This is a genomic window from Sphingobacterium sp. G1-14 (genome assembly GCF_002196555.1).
In the GTDB taxonomy this organism is placed as follows: domain Bacteria; phylum Bacteroidota; class Bacteroidia; order Sphingobacteriales; family Sphingobacteriaceae; genus Sphingobacterium; species Sphingobacterium siyangense.
The window spans coordinates 3381411-3401762 of record NZ_CP021381.1 but is presented as its reverse complement, the minus strand read 5'-3'; the positions used below and the strand labels follow the sequence as shown (position 1 = coordinate 3401762).

Annotated in this window: 19 protein-coding genes; 8 read left to right on the top strand and 11 right to left on the bottom strand. The window is 38.5% G+C overall.

Annotated elements, in window-relative coordinates:
- Nucleotides 1-10 precede the first annotated feature (10 nt).
- The gene (locus CBM24_RS14405; RefSeq protein WP_075992828.1) at nt 11-1063 is read right to left on the bottom strand and encodes a sugar phosphate isomerase/epimerase family protein; all 1053 of its coding nucleotides are present in this window, start codon (nt 1061-1063) and stop codon (nt 11-13) included.
- 347 nt (nt 1064-1410) lie between these two features.
- Here CBM24_RS14405 and CBM24_RS14395 point away from each other — a divergent pair, with 347 nt between their 5' ends.
- A complete protein-coding gene (locus tag CBM24_RS14395; protein WP_088161737.1) occupies nt 1411-3099 on the top strand; it encodes a GMC oxidoreductase in 1689 nt (562 codons plus the stop codon).
- Between the two features lie 20 nt (nt 3100-3119).
- Nucleotides 3120-3689: a gluconate 2-dehydrogenase subunit 3 family protein gene (locus CBM24_RS14390; protein WP_088161736.1), complete on the top strand. Its 570-nt coding sequence runs from the start codon at nt 3120-3122 to the stop codon at nt 3687-3689.
- A gap of 29 nt (nt 3690-3718) precedes the next feature.
- Here the strand turns inward: CBM24_RS14390 and CBM24_RS14385 are convergent, their stop codons facing one another.
- From CBM24_RS14385 to CBM24_RS14370, 4 genes are all read right to left on the bottom strand, one after another.
- Nucleotides 3719-4258, bottom strand: a complete 540-nt coding sequence (locus tag CBM24_RS14385) for a hypothetical protein (RefSeq protein ID WP_145326854.1) — start codon at nt 4256-4258, stop codon at nt 3719-3721.
- A gap of 142 nt (nt 4259-4400) precedes the next feature.
- Nucleotides 4401-5111 carry a LytR/AlgR family response regulator transcription factor gene (locus tag CBM24_RS14380; RefSeq protein ID WP_198385915.1) on the bottom strand — a complete coding sequence of 237 codons (711 nt, stop codon included), beginning with the start codon at nt 5109-5111 and terminating at the stop codon, nt 4401-4403.
- Nucleotides 5104-5934 carry a sensor histidine kinase gene (locus CBM24_RS14375; RefSeq protein WP_157698463.1) on the bottom strand — a complete coding sequence of 277 codons (831 nt, stop codon included), beginning with the start codon at nt 5932-5934 and terminating at the stop codon, nt 5104-5106. The genes CBM24_RS14380 and CBM24_RS14375 overlap by 8 nt, the downstream gene beginning before the upstream one ends.
- A gap of 408 nt (nt 5935-6342) precedes the next feature.
- On the bottom strand, nt 6343-8745 hold the full coding sequence (locus tag CBM24_RS14370; RefSeq protein WP_075992822.1) for an outer membrane beta-barrel protein: 2403 nt from the start codon (nt 8743-8745) through the stop codon (nt 6343-6345).
- A gap of 247 nt (nt 8746-8992) precedes the next feature.
- On the opposite strand from CBM24_RS14370, the gene CBM24_RS14365 reads away from it, so the two are divergent.
- Nucleotides 8993-10015 carry a bestrophin family protein gene (locus tag CBM24_RS14365; protein WP_075992821.1) on the top strand — a complete coding sequence of 341 codons (1023 nt, stop codon included), beginning with the start codon at nt 8993-8995 and terminating at the stop codon, nt 10013-10015.
- A gap of 6 nt (nt 10016-10021) precedes the next feature.
- Here the strand turns inward: CBM24_RS14365 and CBM24_RS14360 are convergent, their stop codons facing one another.
- A complete protein-coding gene (locus CBM24_RS14360) occupies nt 10022-10480 on the bottom strand; it encodes an Lrp/AsnC family transcriptional regulator (RefSeq protein WP_088161733.1) in 459 nt (152 codons plus the stop codon).
- 144 nt (nt 10481-10624) lie between these two features.
- Between CBM24_RS14360 and CBM24_RS14355 the strand changes: the two genes are divergently transcribed.
- Together CBM24_RS14355 and CBM24_RS14350 are read left to right on the top strand one after the other, a co-directional pair.
- Nucleotides 10625-11830, top strand: coding sequence for an aminotransferase class I/II-fold pyridoxal phosphate-dependent enzyme (locus CBM24_RS14355; protein WP_075992820.1), 1206 nt, complete (start codon nt 10625-10627; stop codon nt 11828-11830).
- Nucleotides 11831-12039: 209 nt separating this feature from the next.
- A complete protein-coding gene (locus tag CBM24_RS14350) occupies nt 12040-13224 on the top strand; it encodes a metallophosphoesterase (protein WP_088161732.1) in 1185 nt (394 codons plus the stop codon).
- A 35-nt stretch (nt 13225-13259) separates the two neighbouring features.
- On the opposite strand, the gene CBM24_RS14345 is transcribed toward CBM24_RS14350, so the two are convergent.
- Nucleotides 13260-13664 carry an NUDIX hydrolase gene (locus tag CBM24_RS14345; RefSeq protein ID WP_075992819.1) on the bottom strand — a complete coding sequence of 135 codons (405 nt, stop codon included), beginning with the start codon at nt 13662-13664 and terminating at the stop codon, nt 13260-13262.
- Between the two features lie 99 nt (nt 13665-13763).
- On the bottom strand, nt 13764-14591 hold the full coding sequence (locus CBM24_RS14340) for an ankyrin repeat domain-containing protein (protein ID WP_232475539.1): 828 nt from the start codon (nt 14589-14591) through the stop codon (nt 13764-13766).
- A 230-nt stretch (nt 14592-14821) separates the two neighbouring features.
- Between CBM24_RS14340 and CBM24_RS14335 the strand changes: the two genes are divergently transcribed.
- Entirely contained in the window at nt 14822-16033 is a 1212-nt protein-coding gene (locus CBM24_RS14335; protein WP_088161731.1) for an amidohydrolase, read from the top strand.
- Between the two features lie 225 nt (nt 16034-16258).
- On the top strand, nt 16259-17002 hold the full coding sequence (gene arr / locus CBM24_RS14330; RefSeq protein ID WP_075992817.1) for an NAD(+)--rifampin ADP-ribosyltransferase: 744 nt from the start codon (nt 16259-16261) through the stop codon (nt 17000-17002).
- Nucleotides 17003-17034: 32 nt separating this feature from the next.
- On the opposite strand, the gene CBM24_RS14325 is transcribed toward arr, so the two are convergent.
- A complete protein-coding gene (locus CBM24_RS14325; RefSeq protein ID WP_075992816.1) occupies nt 17035-17619 on the bottom strand; it encodes a hypothetical protein in 585 nt (194 codons plus the stop codon).
- Nucleotides 17620-17943: 324 nt separating this feature from the next.
- A complete protein-coding gene (locus CBM24_RS14320) occupies nt 17944-18510 on the bottom strand; it encodes a YceI family protein (RefSeq protein WP_075992815.1) in 567 nt (188 codons plus the stop codon).
- A 199-nt stretch (nt 18511-18709) separates the two neighbouring features.
- On the opposite strand from CBM24_RS14320, the gene CBM24_RS14315 reads away from it, so the two are divergent.
- Nucleotides 18710-19765, top strand: coding sequence for an NAD(P)-dependent alcohol dehydrogenase (locus CBM24_RS14315; RefSeq protein WP_075992814.1), 1056 nt, complete (start codon nt 18710-18712; stop codon nt 19763-19765).
- A gap of 16 nt (nt 19766-19781) precedes the next feature.
- Here CBM24_RS14315 and CBM24_RS14310 read toward each other — a convergent pair whose 3' ends face one another.
- Nucleotides 19782-20249, bottom strand: a complete 468-nt coding sequence (locus CBM24_RS14310; RefSeq protein WP_198385913.1) for a GNAT family N-acetyltransferase — start codon at nt 20247-20249, stop codon at nt 19782-19784.
- Between the last annotated feature and the right edge of the window lie 103 nt (nt 20250-20352).

Genomic DNA, 20352 nt, shown 5'->3' with positions numbered 1-20352 from the left:
TCTTTTGTAATTATAAACCCAATAGTTTACGGTTAAGGCTATCATTGGTTTCGACGGCAGCAAAATTATCGAATGCCTTGTCAGTAACACGGATAATATAGTCTTTAATATGCAGCGCGCCTTCCCGCGCACCATCTTCAGCATTCTTGAATGCACATTCCCATTCCAGTACAGCCCAGCCTTGATAATCATATTGTGTGAGTTTGGTAAATATAGATTTGAAATCCACTTGGCCATCACCAATTGATCTAAAACGACCGGCTCTTGACTGCCAGCTCTGGAAGCCACCATAGACACCCTGACGACCAGAAGGATTGAACTCAGCGTCTTTAACATGAAACATTTTAATTCGCTCATGGTAAATGTCGATGAATTGAAGATAGTCAAGACATTGAAGAACAAAATGGGAGGGATCATAGAGAATGTTTGCCCGCTTGTGGTAATTTACATTTTCGAGAAATAAGTCAAAAGTAGCACCGTCATGGAGATCTTCTCCAGGGTGTAATTCATAACATAGGTCGACATCATACAAGTCACATTCATCGAGAATGGGTAACCATAATTTTGCAAGTTCAGCAAAACCCGTTTCGATAAGGTTAGCTGGTCTTTGTGGCCAAGGGTATATAAATGGCCATAGAAAGGCGCCACTAAAGGTTGCTAGCGCTTTAAGTCCGAGGTTGTTGGAAGCTTGTACGGCATATTTTAATTGCTGGATCGCCCACTGTTGTCTTGCTTGAGGGTTACCATGTAAATGCTGTGGTGCGAAGGCATCAAATAGATCATCGAAACTTGGATTCACAGCCACCAATTGCCCTTGGAGATGGGTTGAAAGTTCGGTGATTTCCAATCCAAATGACTGTACTTTAGCTTTTAGATCAAGTGCATAGCTTTTATCGAGCGCTGCTTTTTCTAGATCGATAAAACGGGCATCCAAAGTTGGTAGTTGTATACCCTTATAGCCAAGGGCTGCTGCCCACTGGCAGATTGAGTCCAAAGAGTTGAACGGAGCTTCATCACCGATAAACTGTGCGAGAAAGATGGCAGGACCTTTAATTGTTGTCATATGTATTGTGTTTTGAAAAAGACTATATTACGTACAAAACAGATCAATATTCCAATGCGATGGAAGAAATGGCTCAGTCTGTCGTTTATACTTTATAATTTGGTTATCCAAGCTACCTGCTTGTTTAATACAATATTACAAAAATTTGCAACCGGTTGCAATAAAATCAAAAAAAAACCTTAAACTTGTTTAGACGATTCATGCTTACACTTTCCAAAATATAAGAATGGAGCGTCTAAACTAGGTATAACTGTCAGGCATCTTTGCAGCGCTTGATTGTGGAGGAGACTTTATTTTAAAGGGAAACTTCCCTTTGAGTAATAACCAAATAAACCAATTATAAATAAATGGCAAATAATGTTTATGATGCAATTGTCATCGGGTCTGGGATCACAGGTGGCTGGGCAGCCAAGGAACTAACGGAACGTGGATTGAAAACCATCATGTTAGAAAGAGGACGCAATATTGAGCATATCAAAGATTACCCATCACCAAACAAAGATCCTTGGGAATTTCCGCATCGGGGTCGGGTACCTTTGGATCGAGCACAGCACTACTTACCTTTTGGAATTAAAAATCAATGGATGAACGAAGGGAACATCGACTTTTGGACTAATGAGACAGAAAGTCCATATAAGGAAATAAAACCCTTTAATTGGTTCAGGGGCTATCACGTTGGCGGTCGCTCGCTTATGTGGGGGCGGCAGAGTTATCGATGGTCGGATGTTGATTTTGAGGCAAATAGCAAAGACGGGCATGGTATTGACTGGCCGGTACGTTATAAAGATATAGCACCTTGGTATAGTCACGTTGAGAAATTTGCGGGTATTTCAGGTAATAGAGACGGTATAGCGGTGCTGCCCGATGGCGAATTTATGCCGCCAATGGATATGAATATTGTGGAAAAAGATCTTGCTGCGCGCTTGAAATCGCGTTATCAGGGAAAAAGACACTTTATAATTGGCCGGGTAGCCAACATAACAGTGCCCCATCACGGCCGTGTTAATTGCCAATACCAGAACAAATGCTGGCTGGGTTGCAATTTCGGCGCTTATTTTAGCACACAGTCTGCAACATTGCCCGCAGCAGTGAAGACTGGAAAACTTACCCTAAGACCACTTTCAATTGTAAAAAGCATTATTTACAATCGCGATACGCAGAAAGCTAAAGGAGTCGAAATTGTTGATGCGGAGACGAATCAAACCTACGAGTATTTTGCTAAGATTGTTTTTGTATGTGCTTCGACTTTAAATTCCACCTGGGTGTTAATGAATTCAGCTACTGATGTATGGGAAGGTGGTCTTGGGAGCAGCAGTGGTGAACTGGGACATAATCTGATGGATCACATGTTAAATAGTGGAGCTGGGGGAAGAGTTGAAGGATTTGAGGATAAATATATTTTTGGGCGACGCGCCAATGGATTATATGTACCCCGATTTGCCAATATTGCCGGCGATACCAAGAAGAGAGATTACATACGTGGTTTTGGCTATCAGGGCGGAGCTTCAAGGGGACAATGGTCAGGTAAGGTCGATAATAAGCGCGTGGGTGGGGCTTGGAAAGATGCTATCGCCGAGCCCGGAAGCTGGGGAGTAGGTTTTACTTCATTTGGCGAAATACTTCCATATCACGAAAATAAAGTCGTATTGGATTCATCTGTAAAAGATAAGTGGGGGCTTCCTGTATTGGCTATAGATGCAGAGATTAGGGATAATGAGCGGAAAATACGGATTGATGCAAGCAATGAAATGAAGGAAATGTTGGAATCTATTGGTGTCAAAGACGTAACAACCTATGACAACGGGTTTAGTATGGGACAGGGAATTCATGAAATGGGAACAGCACGGATGGGCAATGATCCGAAAACCTCGGTATTAAACAAATTTAACCAAGTATGGGATGCTAAAAATGTTTTTGTGACAGACGGGGCCTTTATGACTTCGTCTTCCTGTGTGAATCCATCGCTTACCTATATGGCATTTACTGCAAGGGCCGTAGATTTTGCTGTTAATGAATTAAAAAAAGGGAATCTTTAATATTTTATGATGCAATAATTATGAATAGACGAGAAGCAATACAACGTGTGGCCATGCTCATGGGAGGAACAGTTATTGGTGCTTCGTTATTTTTGGAAGGATGCCAGAGGTCTGCTTCGAAAGATATAGAAATGCTCTTTGATCCAAAATCAATCGATTTTTTGGGAGATCTCGCGGAGGCGATTCTTCCTAAAACTACTACCCCAGGGGCGAAAGAAGCTGGTGTAGGTTCTGAAATTCCCGTTCTAGTGCGAGACTGCTATAAACTTGAAGAACAGCAGGTTTTTTTGACTGGATCAGCCGGAATTGACGAACGTGCCAAGAAAGAATTCGGGCGTAATTTTCAGCAACTCGACAAAAAAGACCAAACTGCTTTTGTTGATATTTTGGACAAGGAAGCGCAAGATTACGATAAAAAGAAAGCAGCTAATGAACTGCCCCATTTTTTTACGCTGTTTAAACAGCTTACACTGCTTACTTTTTTTAGCTCAAAATTAGGCGCTACGGAAGTGTTCCGTTATGTGAAAATCCCAGGGAAATATAACGGCGATTTCCCTTATCAAAAGGGTGATCATGCTTGGGCAACCTAGCTAATAAATTGTATATTGACCCCTTGTCTTTAATTGGCAGCGGGGTCAATTAAAGAGGTTGTCAAGCCTATGAACTTTAAAAGATTTTTGCTATCGAAAAGTAAAGTGGTAAAATGTGTCCCTGTTTTCATTGTTAGTCTGGTACCACCCGGAAAAGAGCTTCCAGCATCAAGTTTTTCCTTTTTAACATTGTGTCGGCTGAATTTTGAGAGCGCCTCTTTGACTGTTGTTTTATTGATCGCAAGATCAAAAGGCAACCCTTCGACAACCAGAAACTTGTCTTCAGGGATATCAAAAAATAGTTCATTGACGGATTTATCAGCCCCATAATTGCTATAAAGTTCCAAGCCGGATTTTGTGATCCATTTTGCATACTTTTCTTCGTTGGCATCTTCATAGAAGACTGTTTTTACGTTTAATGTAGCGGCTATTTTATCTATTGTCTGGGGAAATACAAATTCACTGTTTTTATTTAGCAATGATTTTAACTCCGCTTTGTTCTGCGCGAAAGTCGTTGCAGCAAAAAGGAAAAGGCCTATATTTAATGTAAATGCTTTTATCTTCATCATATCCTTGTTATATGTTTGGCAGTTGTTTATGTCCGTTAGATTAAAATTAATCAAACGAGTAACAATATACAATAGTGCTTTATACTTGTTTTGATAGCGGGATCAACCAAAGTTTTCAGCATGCGTATCGCCTATAATCGATCTAATTTAATCCTAAAAGCGCATATAAGAGATCTTTTTTATTGCTCGCAATGGGGATAGTTTTTCCATTTGAAAGCTGGACTATATTTCCATTTAAAGATTGTATGCTATCTGTATTGACAATGAATGCTCTATGAATTCGAAAGAAACTGGTGTTATGTAAAATTTCTTCCATCGCCTTAAGGGTAGATAGGGTTTGATGTGCACTGTTATGTGTGACAATATTCAAATAGTTTCCCTGAGCTTCAATATATAGAACATCATTAAGCATAATCTTTATAAATTTATTTTCACTTTTTATAAAAATTCGTTCTGTTTTTATTGGGTGGTTATTTAGTTTGTTAAAGGGTGATATTTGTTCCTTTACTCTATTTGCAGCTTTCAAAAAGCGTTCAAATCGAATGGGTTTAATAAGGTAATCTACGGCACCTTTTTCAAATCCGTCAATGGCGAAATGTCGATGGGCAGTTATAAAAATAAAGTAAGGTTTTTGGGCCAGCGTTTCCAACAGATCTAAACCAGTTAAGCGGGGCATCTCAATATCGCTAAACACAATATCGATCGGATTTTCCTGCAGGAAAGCCATTGCCTCCAGTGGCTTACTGAAGGTCTTTTTTAATTCCAAAAAAGGTACTTGTTCGACGAAATCCGTAATAAGTTCAATGCCTAAAGGTTCATCATCGATGATGATGCAACTATATTTTTCAATCATGTGGTAATGCGATATTCAATGCAACGCTAAATTCATTGGAGCTATCTATGATGTGAAGGTCGCTTTGGTTTGGGTAAATCAATTGTAAACGCTTTTGTAAATTTTTAATACCGATACCCGTAAAGCTAGGTGTTTTCACGGTATTGAATACATCTTTGTCATTTTTTATTTTAAAGGCAACCTGATCTTTGCTGATGTGAATAGTAAGTATGACAAAGGATGCTTCTTCGTTTTTTAGCCCATATTTAAATGCATTTTCGATAAGGGTGAAGGTCAATAACGGAGCAATCGTTAAGGCGTGAGCATGCGCTCGCCCCTCTATATTTAGTTCAATCTTATATGATTTTGGGTAACGCATTTTTTCCAATGAAAAGTAATTCTCTATAAAATCCAGCTCTTTAGCTAAGGAGACGTATTCTGCATCCGAATCGTATAGTGTATATCCCATAATTTCGGATAAATTTAATACGACCTCAGGTGCTGTGTCGTCTTTTTTTAGCGTCAAACGATAGAGGTTGTTGAGCGTGTTGAACAAAAAATGTGGATTGAGTTGCGCTTTTAAAAAAGCCTTCTCTACGCTAATATTTTCCAATAACAATTTTGACTTCTGCTCTAGGATTCGCATTCGGTCTTTATTTATTCTTCTGATGTCTATTAATATTTTGGTAAAGAAAAAAGGAGACAATGAATAGATAACCGACAATGCATTTAATAGCACCGCTTTAAAGCTGAATACGGACCACAGGTTGGGAATGAAATCCTTTTCCTTACCCATTAATGGATACAAATTAGAAATATCAAAATCATATTTGTAAGCTAGCACATAAAACAAATTATTGATAAATAACCAAATAAAAATACATACTGGCGCAGTTAAGAAAGGTAATATCCATAAATTTAAGTTCCTCGCGTAAGGTATAACCAAGTAGAAAAATAGGTAAAACACAACAAGAGAAGACAATAAAACACGCGATGACAAAAATATTGATTGGTTTGAGGATATTCCAGTTACATAATAGTAGTTGCTGAACAGGAGCAGGGTAAATGTAAACCACATTCCAAAATGAAGTAGGATACGTACATTCGTTGTATAAAAAGTATCGAAATCTTGCTTCCTGAAAAATGTATCTGCTTTAGTGATGTATTGATTAAGTCGAGATTGTTTCATAAATCCTTAGATAGTTCAGTTTTGCGGCTCAATGAGCCGCAAAGATAAAAAATAGTGGTACATTTATAATCTTCCTTTCTCCTCCATACTGCTTGATTCCATTCGTTTTGCTTTAAAGGTAGTGCCGGTTTTGAAGTTATATAGTAAAGAAATGGAGCATACACGCGATTGCTCCTTGTGCATTATCCAGATTTTAGTATTGTTAAAATAACTTGTCGCCCGATAATTATTGGTAAAAAAGATGTCGCTAATATTTGCCTTGGCAACCAATTGATCTTTGATTAATTTTTTCTGAATCCCTAGATCAACGGAGCCGATGGCTTTAGTTACAATATTTCCAAGTAACATTTGGGGGGTGTAAAAAGCATTCAGATTTATACTATATCCTTTGCCAAAGGAAATTTCTTGTTCTGTCTGTAATATAAAAGAAGCTTTCTTTAGATTAAAATAGGGGGAAGTTGAACGTGTATGAGTGAATAAAATCGTGTTCGTACTTGACCAGCAGGGTAGCAATGAAATGGGAGCGCTCAGAGTGGCCGTCCATACTCCTTGAGTCCCCACGTTGTCTTTAATAATCGTTAACAGTTCTTCTTCTGCCTGGTTGCGTATAATTTGCGAGATCGCATTTTTGGTATGGGAATAGTTCAAAGCAGTATAATATTTTTCTTTCCATAATCCACTAATTTCGAACGAATTTGTGAACTGCGGTTTCAGAAAGGGATTTCCTGTCTGTACGGAATAATTATCTATATAATATTTATAAGGGTTTAAATCAAAATATGAGGGCCGTTTAATTCTTCTATTGTAGGTAAGTGATACATAATTGCTTCCCTGCGAGTTTAAATTCTTCTTTAAAAAAAAACTTGGGAACAAATTGAAATAGCCTTGTGCGAGTTTGTCCCTTTGCTCGCTCAAAAGTTGTCCTTGAATATTGGATTTCTCGCCTCTTAATCCCAATTGATAATCTATTTGGGCCCATTTTCCCGTATAATTTGCATAGGTAGCATAAATTCGTTCTTTGTAATCGAACTGGAAATCAAGGGCAGGCATTGGCATCCAGGCCTGATGAAAGACCTGGTATCGATTGGTATTCATGATATCCGTTGCGGTCGCTTTTACACCAATTGATAAATTGCTTCCAGATTTAGTTATCCAATTATACTTTGCGTCGCCAGTAAAAATTTTTGCTTCGCTGGGATAATCCAATCTGAACAAAGTATCACTGCGTATGTTACCATTCGCATCGAAATCGACACTATTGCTGATACTATTTCCGCTTCGTTGATTGTGTGTATAATCGATGGCAAGGCTGAATTTCGAATGTAAACTGTCTGTTTCCAAAACATAATTTAAACCGAGATTTTGGTAGTTAGATTTTGATTCAGATGGGAAGCTACCTTGCGAGCGGATGTTTTTTGCCGCATCGGGATAGGTAATTGTCGAATGCGCCATGGATGGTCCAAGGAAACTGCTGTATTGACCGGTGTAGGAAAAGCCTAGAAATTGTTTCCCCGTGAAATCATAGGTCGCACCAAGCCGTATACGGTCGTTTTTGTTGGTCTGAGTGTTTTCCGTTTCTTGCTGATATAATCCCTGATTTGGAAAATCTCGTCGTTGTTTTAGTTCCTCGTATGACTTTGCACGACTATGGGAATAACTTGCCATTAAACCAACTTTACCTAGTTGATAATTCAAACCTGCATAAGGAGTGTACGTTACATATTTTCCAAGCCCAATTGCATAGTCATTGCCAATATAACCATTGAGTCCCTGTTTATCTTGCTTTTTTAGCACAATATTGATGATACCACCACTGCCTTCTGCATCGAACTCTGCCGAGGGATGTGCGATAATCTCAATGGATTGGATGTCGTTGGAACGCAAGGTTTGAAGGTAGTTCCTGAGATCATTTCCCGCGAGGTTAATACTTTTGCCATCGACAAGAATACGTGTTCCTACAACTCCATTAATGGAGATTTGACCATTGTTAACGAATACCCCGGGAGCCATTTTAAATAATTCCAAAGCTGATTTTCCAGAAGCATTGGCGGTTTGTGCTACGTTCATAATGATGCGGTCAATTTTTCGCTGTATTGTTGGTTTGCGCTTATTTACTGTTACTTCATCTAACATGAGGTTGGATAGTAGTGATTTTGGGACAATGAACGCTAGCGGGGCTTTAAGGTCGTTAATTTCAATTTTTTGTTGCATTTTGAGTACATTTTCCACGCGAATCGAAACGAGGTAAGTCCCTTTTTCGGTAAGCGTTAACTGAAAATTTCCATGTTCATCTGTTATTTTTTCAATGAGAGAATCTTTCTTTACATCTAGTGCACGAAAGGCTAATGAAGCATAGGGGATTGACGCGCCATATTGATCCGAGACTTTACCAACAATGGCGGTTTGGGCGAACAGGAAGTTGTTAAGAAGAAAGGTGATGAGACTGAAAGTAATTAATTTGATCATAAATTTTGAATAATTATTCAAAACTAGTTTCGCTGGTGGCTTATTTCAATTTTTTTGGATATAAGGAAACCTTTTAGGGATGGAAGCCGTAAATTTAAGGATAAGCCATTAAAAGCGACGAGGTTTATTGTTATAAAAATGAGCGGAATAAAATATCATCGTGTCGAAAACAATTTAGCGTATTGGACAGTTACAATTTAAATTGTACTTTCATAACGTTTTTAATAAAGGAAGATATTTAATTTTTATGATCACAACCAAGTATTTTAACCATCGACAAATATTTAATTTAGCGGGCGCACATTTAATATGGCTGACGCTTTGGTGCTCTCTGGTGGCGGTCATCTATTATTTTTTTAATTGGCAGTGGATGATAATTCCTTGGGTGCCATTGGCTTTGATTGGAACCGCTGAGGCTTTTTATGTCGGGTTTAAGAATAATCAGGCCTATGATAGACTTTGGGAAGCCCGGAAAATCTGGGGAGGGATTGTCAATTCAAGTCGCTCTTTCACTGCAATGTTATATGCCTTTGATACTCAAGATGGTGATCATACCGATTTGGAGGAGCGGAGGAAAAGGATTGCCTATCGCCATATCGCTTGGTTATATACTTTTCGTGAGCAGTTGTTGATCCCGACAGAATGGGAGCATGTCAGTTTGAAAAAACACTTTGGTTCAATGAATGTTAAACGGAACAGGCTGATAAAGGCTGGCTTTCCTGATTACAGTAGAACATCGATTTTTTTGCGCAAATACCTTTCTACAGATGAGTTTAAGTTGCAGAGTACCTATAAAAATTTTGCAACGTATTTGATTTCTAAACAAGCAAAGGAAGTTAATGCATTGAAAAATGATCAAATCATTTCGGATTTTAACCAAACGCAACTGCAGAATTGCCTGAATCAATTTTACGACTATCAAGGTCAGGCAGAAAGAATCAAAAAATTTCCTTCACCGAGACAGTTTGCCAGTACAGCATTTGTCTTTAATGTTATTCTCATCATTCTGCTCCCATTGGGCCTAGTAAATGAATTTGCGAAATTGGGCGACTGGGGGATATGGACGAGTATTCCTTTTTGTGTGGTAATTGGATGGATTTATATTGTGATGGAATTGGTCGGCGATTATACCGAAAATCCTTTTGGAGGACTCATGTTTGATGTGCCTATGCTTTCGATTTGTCGAACCATAGAAATTGATGTGTTGCAAATGGTGGGAGATGAGGATCTTCCGGAAGCAATAGCATCAAAAAATGGTGTTTTGGTTTAAATTTTCTTACAGATCAATTGCAATCGTATTTTTCACCTCAGCGATCATAAATGAGCTATGGGTGCTTGTAATATGCTGTAAGCTCGTTAATTTCGTTAACATAAAACTGCGATAATCTGCCATATCCTGGACACAAATCTTTAGGATATAGTCGTAGTCGCCACTCACGTGGAAACACTCGGTTACCTCCTGAAGGTTCATGACCTCTTTTTCAAATTGTAAAATATACTCCTTTTTGTGCTGTGTTAATTTTACGTGGCATAATACAAGGAAGTCTTTTGCTATTTTCTTTTTGTCAAGTATGGCGACATAGCCCGCGATAATTCCAGTATTTTCGAGTTTACGGACTCTTTCATAGACCGCTGTTACAGACAAGCTCAGTTTGTAGGAGAGTTCTTTGGTCGTTTGTTTGGCATCTTCCTGTAGAAAACGCAATAGCTTACGGTCAATCTCGTCAAATTGCATAGATTTTTTTTTGGTTTTTACTAGCTCGTTTTAAATCAGCTAGATGTTTTAACTAATTATTGTTTGTATAATAGATTTATATTCTAAGATAAGTAAAATTACTTGTAATATAATTTGAAATATCTCAATTTTAAAGATAAAAACATGGAAAATTTTAATGCAGCAAATGAAATTCAAGATTTGCAATACTTTGGTGAGTTTGGAGGTGTGAACCCGTCAATTTCAGATAGCTCTACCTATACTTTTCTTTCCGCTAAAAAAATGTTCGACACATTTGAAGGGAATGCGGAAGGCTGTTATCTCTATTCAAGGCATTCGTCGCCGATGAATTTGTATTTGGCACAAGCCTTAGCAAAAATGGAGGATACCGCTGCGGCCAATGTAACATCTTCGGGGATGGGAGCGATTACAACAGTTCTTTTACAACTATGTAAAAGTGGTGACCATATCATTTCAAGTAGGACAATCTACGGTGGAACTTATGCCTTTCTTAAAAATTTTCTCCCGCCTTTCCAGATTGAGACGACATTTTTGGATATTAATGATGTCGAAGAACTCGAAAAATCGATAAGACCTAATACAAAAGTGTTGTATTGTGAAAGTGTGAGCAACCCTTTATTGCATGTGGCAGATTTAAGAAAACTTTCGGCCATCTGTAAAAAACACAAGCTAAAACTGATTGTCGACAATACGTTTTCTCCATTATCCATCTCACCAACACTTTTGGGAGCGGACATTGTCATTCATAGTTTAACGAAATTTATCAATGGCAGCAGTGACACAGTCGGTGGGGTTTATTGTGGAAGTCAGGAGTTTATTAATGAAACGAAAAATGTGAACACAGGTGCCTGTATGTTATTGGGGCCAACGATGGACAGCTTACGTTCGGCAAGTATATTGAAGAATTTAAGAACACTTCATATACGGATGAAACAACATAGTTATAATGCAATGTATCTTGCCGAACGGTTTGAGAAAGATGGATTAAAGGTATCTTATCCGGGCTTGCAGTCGCATCGAGATCATGAACTAATGAAAAACATGATGCATGAAACCTATGGTTTTGGTGGCTTAATGACAGTTGATGTGGAAACAACCGAAAAAGCCAATGAACTAATGGAACTGATGCAGGCTGAAAATTTAGGGTATTTAGCTGTCAGCCTAGGATTCTATAAGACCCTATTCTCCTGTTCGGGTAGCTCTACGTCGTCAGAAATTCCTGAGGAAGATCGTTTGAAGATGGGTATTTCCGATGGATTGATCAGGTTTTCCATTGGTCTAGATCAAGACATTGAGCGTACCTACCAAAAAATGAGAGCATGTATGCAAAAGACTGGAATTTTGGAGTAATAAGCAGTATTTCGGTTGGGTTCATTTATGGGATAATCAGACATCTTGACATGTTTTGGAGGAAACTATGGATAGTTTTCTGATTGATTGGAGTGCAAAAAGTTTCAATTGTCACATAGACATCACTATTTACGATGAAAGGGGCTGTAATAGCTCAAAAATCTCTTTTGGCATATCATTAGCAATTTAAAATCAATATTTTAGTTAATATGGCAAAGAGACTTTTACTGATATTATTCTTATTTGTTTTGGGTGATATCTATTTTTTTCAGGCTTTCAGTACAGTTATTCGTGGTTCGATTTGGCAGAACATGTATTGGGGGATTGATATCCTGTTGTTTTTTGGTGTTTTTACATTAATTTTTTTGCGGAGAGCGGGTTATGATGTCCAGGAGACAGCAACAAGTCTGATTACAGCATTTTTAATTGTTTTCATACCAAAATTGCTTGCTGTTCCCTTTTTATTTGTTGAAGATCTGATGCGTATTTTTCGTTCCTTTCCTCCACGTAGTATATTTTTGAGTGAGATTGTATTGTTTTTGGCGGGGGCCATGTTATTGGTTATTTTTTTCGGTTTAACGAAAGGTCGTTATTTTTATAAAGTGAGAGAGGAAGTATTGAGTTTTCCTGATCTACCTACGGCGTTTGACGGTTTTAAAATTACGCAGCTATCGGATATTCATTCTGGTAGTTTATCTGATATCAAAAGGGTACGTAAAGGTATCGAATTGGCAAATGCACAAAACAGTGATCTGGTATTGTTTACGGGTGATTTAGTCAATAATAAAGCTTCCGAAATGGAACCCTGGGTTTCGGACTTCAACCGATTAGAAGCTCCTTCGGGCAAGTTTTCAGTCCTTGGAAATCACGATTATGGGGACTACGTACAATGGGAAAGTGTTGAATCAAAAGCCTTAAATTTGAATAGGCTTAAGGAAATTCATCATGAAATGGGATTTAAATTGCTGCTAAATGAATCGATAGCAATAGAAAAGCAAGGTGAGCGTATTTCGTTAATTGGAGTTGAGAATTGGGGGAAAGGAGGGTTTCATCAATATGGTGATCTTGCTAAAGCAACCCTTGGATTGGACGCGGATACCTTCAAAATTTTGATGTCTCATGATCCTTCACATTGGGATCATGTTACTTTGGACTATGACCAACATGTCCATCTGACGCTGGCAGGACATACGCATGGTATGCAGTTTGGGATAGAACTATTTGGGTTAAAATGGAGTCCAATTCAATATTTTTATAAACAGTGGGCTGGACTCTATCAAAAACAAGGAAAATATCTTTATGTCAACCGCGGTTTTGGTTTTCACGGCCTAAAAGGTCGGATAGGTGTTTGGCCTGAAATTACGGTTATTACATTACGGAAAAGCGTTGTCTGATATTTTGGTATGAGAAACAACGCTCATCTGTTCTATCAATCGATAAGATTCATTTCCTTTAATCGGCTAAAGATAATCTGATCTACGGCAGAAGTCCTATGTTTGTCCTTATAGGTTAACCATTCAAATGTCTCGATTTCATTCGCTGGATGCAATACTCCTTCGAAATCAGAAAAGTAGCAGATCATTCTTACGAGCGTACCTTGATTTCGTCCATCGGCGATTGCTTCAAAGGTGCCCAAAAGGCGCATTGATTCTTCGACGATGTGCACAGAAAGCTCCTCCAGTATTTCTCTTTTTAAACAGGTAATATCGGATTCATTATTCTCTCGTTTACCACCAGGAAAGTAAAATTTTGTTTTAGTCTTGGAACGTGTGCTCAGGATTTTCCTATCTTTAATGCTAATTAAAGCAACTTTGTCTATTATTTTATGCTGCATATTGCAAAACTAGCCATTGAGAATGAAAAATCAGATAGCATAGTGAGATACTGCTTGAAATTTTATTCAAATTTAAGTTATTTAAAGGAAGATGAACCTTTATATTTCTGATGTTAGTATCTTAACAATTTCTTTGAAGCCTCTTTGTTTTGCGTGTTGCAAAGGGCTTGTGCCATTGAAGTCAGGAATATCCAATTTTGCCCCAGCATCTTTTAGAATCTGAATAATTTCCTGATATTTTTTACTTCCGTCACCGAGTACAACTGCTTCCATCAAAGCAGTCCATCCTAAACGATTGACATGGTCCAATGGGAAATTTTTGGTATTGGCCAATAATCTTACCGTTTCTACATATCCACGTTCACAAGCCGGGATTAAAGCTGTGCCATTATATCGATTAAATAAATCAAAGCGAGCGCCGTGATATAAGAAAAGTTTGACGAGTTCAACTTGCCCACTTGCTCCTGCGTATAAAAATGGGCTGTCCATATTGTCGGCCTGAAGGTTGACATCGGCACCATACTCTACCAATAATTTAGCCATTTCAATATTTCCGTTGTTTGTCGCGATAAGTAGAATAGAACGTTTATTCGTATCTTCACTATTCACGTTGGCATTATTTTCTAGCGCTTTTTTCACTCCCTGTAAGTCATTTTTGGTGACCAATTTAATAATCTCTTCCTGGGACGGATTTTCAGTATATGAGTTTTCTGTTAATGCCGATCGGCACGAATTTGTTATGCTCATCATTATCAGGAGTATTAAAGTTGTTTTCATCATTTTATTGTGCTGTAATTTTTTCGATAAAGCCGAAGAAGCTTCGCTGTTTAATACAAAAATAGTAGCTAAGGCTGTTTTTACAATGTGGTTTTCATTCCATCTGTTGGACAATTTATTACTACAGTGTATTTTAAGTGTCGTTCTCATTGGTCTCATGCTGGCTGAAAGCACATTCGTTGTAGTTTCACCTTATGCATACTGTTGAGCAAAAGTCGGCGCTGTGATAAATTGTTCAAGTATCGAGATGTATTCTGCAAAAGATCTGGGAGAATCATTGCGACCTTTGTTTTGGTGATACTGAATAATAAAAGTGGAAAAATAATACCGTTTCTATTGTCCGGTAATTTTTAGAGAAAAAGAATATTATCAAAATAAATATGAAAGCTAAAACATATATTTTAAAAAACGTACGGCTTGAGACAGGATTCGAGTTTGATGGAATGGAAGTTATAAGCACAAATACGGCTTTATTCTGTGTAGAAGTTGAAGAGGGTAAGATCAAAGGAATCAAACCAAATACTGCAAATGCTAATGCGATCGATGCAAAAGGACATTTGATGTTGCCGGCTTTTAAGGATATGCATGCCCATTTGGATAAAATGTTGTTTGGTCTGCCATGGGAAGCTGTATCGCCAACACGGCATACCGTAAAAGATATGATCGCGTATGAGCAGAAGATGATCCCAGAATGGTTAAGCACCTCAGTCGAAAGAACGGGCAAAATGCTGAATTTTCTGCAGGCATACGGAACTGATTTTATTCGTTCACATTTCAATGTTGATCCAACATCTGGACTAAAATCGTTAACAAATTTGGAAAAGGCACTGGCATCGAAAAAACACACGGTAGAAGCGGAGCTGGTTGCTTTTCCACAGCATGGCCTCTATTATACGGATACTTTACCCATTTTGAAGGATGTTGCAAAACTGGATGCTGTTAGTTTCATAGGTGGAGTAGATCCGTACTCTTTGGACGGAAGTATCGAAAAAAGTATGGAGCAGATTACACAGTTGGCGCTTGATAACAATAAGGGAATTGACATACACCTCCATGAAATGGGAGAAAGTGGTATGAAGACAATCGAGTTTTTGATCGACCGTACATTGGAAAACCCCCAATTAAAAGGGAAAGCTTTTGTTAGCCATGCTTTTGCACTTAGTCGTCTCACAAATGTCGACGCTGAAAAAATTGCGGCACGTCTCGCAGAAGCGGGGGTGGGAATCGTGTCCTCTGTGCCCTTTGGCAATATGATTATGCCTATTCCGACACTTCGGAAATATGGGGTGGAGGTTTTGATTGGAAATGACAATATTCAGGATCACTGGAATACGTTTGGCTCGGGAAACATGCTGCAGAAAGCGAATCTTATTGCTGAGCTTTATGGTTATGGAACAGAATTCGGCTTATCTAGAACACTTGCTTTCGCGACACGCTACAAATTGCCTTTGGACAATAATGGAAATCAACAATGGCCGAAAGTGGGTGATGAAGCAAGCATGGTTTTTGTTGATGCAAGTTGTTCCGCTGAAGCAGTTTCTCGTATTTCACCGGTGACTTCCTTGATACACAAAGGCAATATTGTATTCTAAGGAGACCATCTATCGGATAATTTAGCTGCTCTCTGGAGGCCAACTGTTTTCAGGATTCCAGCGAGAAATATTGAAAATAAGAGAACAATTTTGTTGAAGAGCCGGTTATTCTTAATAACTGGCTTTTTACATACATAGCCTTGCTTAAGTCCTGATGTTACTAAGGGTGTTCACTTATAACTACAGCGAGGATAATATTCGGTTGAATAGATAATAATTTATACGATGGAATTTTCACCATTTAACGGGGTTGTCAAACTTTGCCTAAAAGGCATACAATTGGAAGAAAACGGTAGACACGATGAAGCGCTGTCCTTTTTTGCAGAGGGTTATCGGGAGGCAAGCGATGACCATGAGAAGTTTATTGCAGCCTATTTTGTATCCCGGCAGCAGAAAACGGTGTCGGATCGTCTGAAATGGCTGCACATAGCCTTAGATCACGCATTGGTAATCAGTGATGATCGGACTACCAGTGCATTGCCCAGAATGTATTTGAAGATTTGTGCCTGTTACACAAGTTTAGGAGAAGAAGCAATGGCAAGTGAATATGCTAGGTTGGCCTCTTCTTATAAGAACATTCCCTTTGATAAGGGACCTTTTTATCACGGTACAAAAGCAGATGCACAAATCGGCGACTTATTGGTTCCAGGCTTCAATTCTAACTATCAAGCCGGCTTCAAAATGAATCATATTTATTTTACAGGTATGATGAATGGGGCCGGACTTGCAGCGGCCCTGGCAAAAGGTGAGCGCAGCGAGCGGGTATTTATTGTTGAACCTACCGGTGATTATGAGCATGACCCTAATCTGACGGACCAGAAGTTTCCCGGAAATCCGACACGTTCCTATAGATCTGAATTTCCATTAAAAATTATAGGTGAGGTTGCTGAATGGGTAAAACCAGGTGTTCAGGAACTTGAAAAATTTCGTGATAAACTAGATCAGAATGGTGGCGAGATTATCAATTAAGAAACCTGGAGCGGTTGCTCCGGCAATTGGAATTATGTCTTACTGATAACAATCTTACTGATGACTTCAAAATCTGAAATTCGATAATCGTCGTCAAAAAATAACCCGTTGATATAACGTTGTATAGGATAGAACAGATCGGACGGTGTATCACCGAAAAACGTTTTGAAATCGTTCGGAATAGAATACAGATAATTGTATTGCCCTTTACCCAAACTGATACCGCCGATCTTTTTGAGATAACCCGTTATCTTATGTTTATTTTTGTTGGAGAATGCTTCTTTCGTCTCTATAAAATAATCTTCAATGTAAAAATTACGGATATCCTGAAGATTAAGTATGCTATTTGGAGCAGGTTTGATACGTCTTGAATAGGATACATCAACCAAAATACAACTGGCTTTATGCGCTTTCGAGAGATCAATAAAGTAGCCTTCATCGACCATAAGGTGTTTACTGTCTTTATATACACCGAGCAGCATTTCATTGATCTCCCGATCCGAATAATCGGATATATTAGAAGATCTTCCCAACTTTTCAAATGCGAGGTCACTTTCACTCCAATTTTTTCTAATTCTATTAAGCTCGTGTTGTTGAAAAGTTTTTATTTTCTCCATATATAATTTGTCTAACCTTACTTTAGCGAGTTTAAAGATAATTTTAAAACTTTACTTTCATCAATCTTATCGCTTGCTAAGTGCAATTTGAATCAAATCTAATTTAACAGAGTCTTTGTTTAGTGTTGTAGCACAGCGCTAATGCGCTATTTCTGAGGAAGAATAAGTGCCACACTGTTGGATTTTCCGTGCCGGTATGAGGTGACATCACAGCCTTAAGTAGTCTGTGTGTAAAAGCAGCTCGAGTAAATTATGTCGATTCTCGGTGCGATTATTCAATGAAGGAAGAGCCGCCTGTATTAACAGAGGGCTCTTATGAGGTTTTTATTTTACAGCCTTAAGCACGATATCTAAGGTGAATTCATCATCGATGGCGCGATTGCCTAAGTCGGAGAAAAAGCTTGCTGAACGATACTGTATATCAAAGTCCAGTCGATTTACCTTAACTCCTATAGCTTCAGCAGAAAGTCCGTCTGCAGTTGTGGTGACTTTTGCTGGAAAGGAGATCGATTTTGTTTTATTCTTAATCGTCAGATTACCCGTTATGATTGGATTACCTTTGCTATTATCAACTTTACTGATGACAAATTTACTGCTGGGGTAGGTAGGCACATTGAAGAAATCTTCATTTTTTAGGTGCCCGGTCAATTTAGGAGCATCAGTACAAGCCATGGAATTCATATCTATGGTAAAACCACCGCCGGTAATTTTCCCCTTTTCTGTCTGTACCGTTCCATCTTGTATATTGATTGTTCCCACATGTCCCCCGACAACTTTTTTCGCATTCCATTTGATTGTCGAATTTTGCGTGTTCACTTTGTAGCTTATCTTTTGGGCGAAGGCCATTGATGTTAAGCAAATAATTGCTAGCGTTAGACTGGTTCTTTTCATTGAAGTGATTTATATGAACTCAAATATACATGGTCTTGTGCGGATAGTTCTATGTTTAAACTTGTTTTTTTGTTTGCGCAGTGTCAATATTGTGCCTGCCTTTCTTTATTCGTCATCGATACCCGCTAACTTAGTACAGCGTAAATAGGGGATCGAAGATATCTTCGTATCCAAATTGTGGTCTATAAAAAAAGATAATATGATTAAGTCGAAAGGTTATGCGGCGAAAGACAGTAGTTCTCCACTTGAATACTGGGAGTTTGAAAGGAGAGAGCTTGGTGCAAACGATGTTTTAATAGATATCTTGTACAGCGGGATCTGTCACTCTGATATTCATCAAGTACATGATGAGTGGGGTGGAACACAATACCCAATTGTTCCTGGGCACGAAATTGTTGGTCGGATAAGTGCAGTTGGTCCTGGGGTGACTAAGTTCAAAAAAGGTGACCTGGCGGGTGTCGGTTGTATGGTTGCTTCTTGTGGCGAATGCGATAACTGTAAGTCAGACCAACAACAGTTCTGTTCAGAAAAAAAGACCGTCTGGACGTACAACAGTAAAGATGTGATGCATGATCACAGCTTTACTTTTGGTGGTTATAGCAATAATATTGTTGCGGATGCAGACTTTGTTCTGCATGTGCCTGAATCTTTGGATATTAAAAAGGTGGCACCGCTACTCTGTGCTGGAATCACCACCTATTCGCCATTAAAAAGATGGAATATTAGCAAGGGGCATAAAGTTGGCGTGTTGGGCTTAGGCGGATTGGGACATATGGCTGTTAAAATTGCAGTGGCAATGGGGGCAGAAGTCACAATGATAAGCCATTCACCACGCAAAAAGGACGATGCCGCTCTACTTGGAGCACACAAATTCTTAAACACCCATGAGGCTGATGAAATAAAGGAATTCTCCTCGTATTTTGATTTTATTATTGATACCGTATCGGCACCACATGACTATAATCTCTATCTTGCATTATTGAAAACAAAAGGAGTTTATATTTGCGTGGGGATTCCAGCTGCACCCATGGAAATTAATGGACGCTCAATCATGGGGGGAAATAAGATCCTAACGGCTTCCAGCATCGGGGGAATACAGGAAACGCAGGATATGCTCGATTTTTGTGCTGAACATAATATTCTACCCGAAACAGAAATGATTGATATCGATTATGTAAATGAGGCGTATCAAAGAGTATTGGATAGTGATGTGAAATATCGTTTTGTAATCGATATGTCGTCTATTGAAAAGTAATGAAAAAACAGGTCGGTTAAAGAGCCGACCTGTTTTTTAAAATCTTATCCTTGTCTGAGTACTTCATATGATATGAATGCTCATCTTCTCCGATAATTTCGAAACCAAGACTAAAGTAGAGCTTTTGCGCTTTATTGGTTTTTAATACATTTAATGAAATCGACTTCCCTTCGTAAATTGCTTCATCTATAAGATCTTTTAATATCTTTTTTCCTAGCCCTTTCCCTTGGTATCGGGGATCGATCTGTATTTGAATCAACTCGATATGAGCCCGTCCTTTCTCGGTTTTCAAAAGTCCGATAGGGATATGGTTGTATTCAATGATAGCAGCATGTTCAAATTTGTATTTAATTCTTTGTAGATGTGAATCCCTCGTTGTGGGTAAAGCAGCGGCTATAAAATGTTGGGTCATTGTCTTTAATCGTAGATCTAAAAGAAAAGTCAAATCACTTTCCATTGCTGGTCTATATACTATTGGGATCATAGATGATTGGGTTTTATCAATGTAATCTGTTCAATCTATCGAAGGCTTTATCTGACATGCTCAAAGAAGGTCAGATTGATATGGGCCATGAGTACGAAGATAA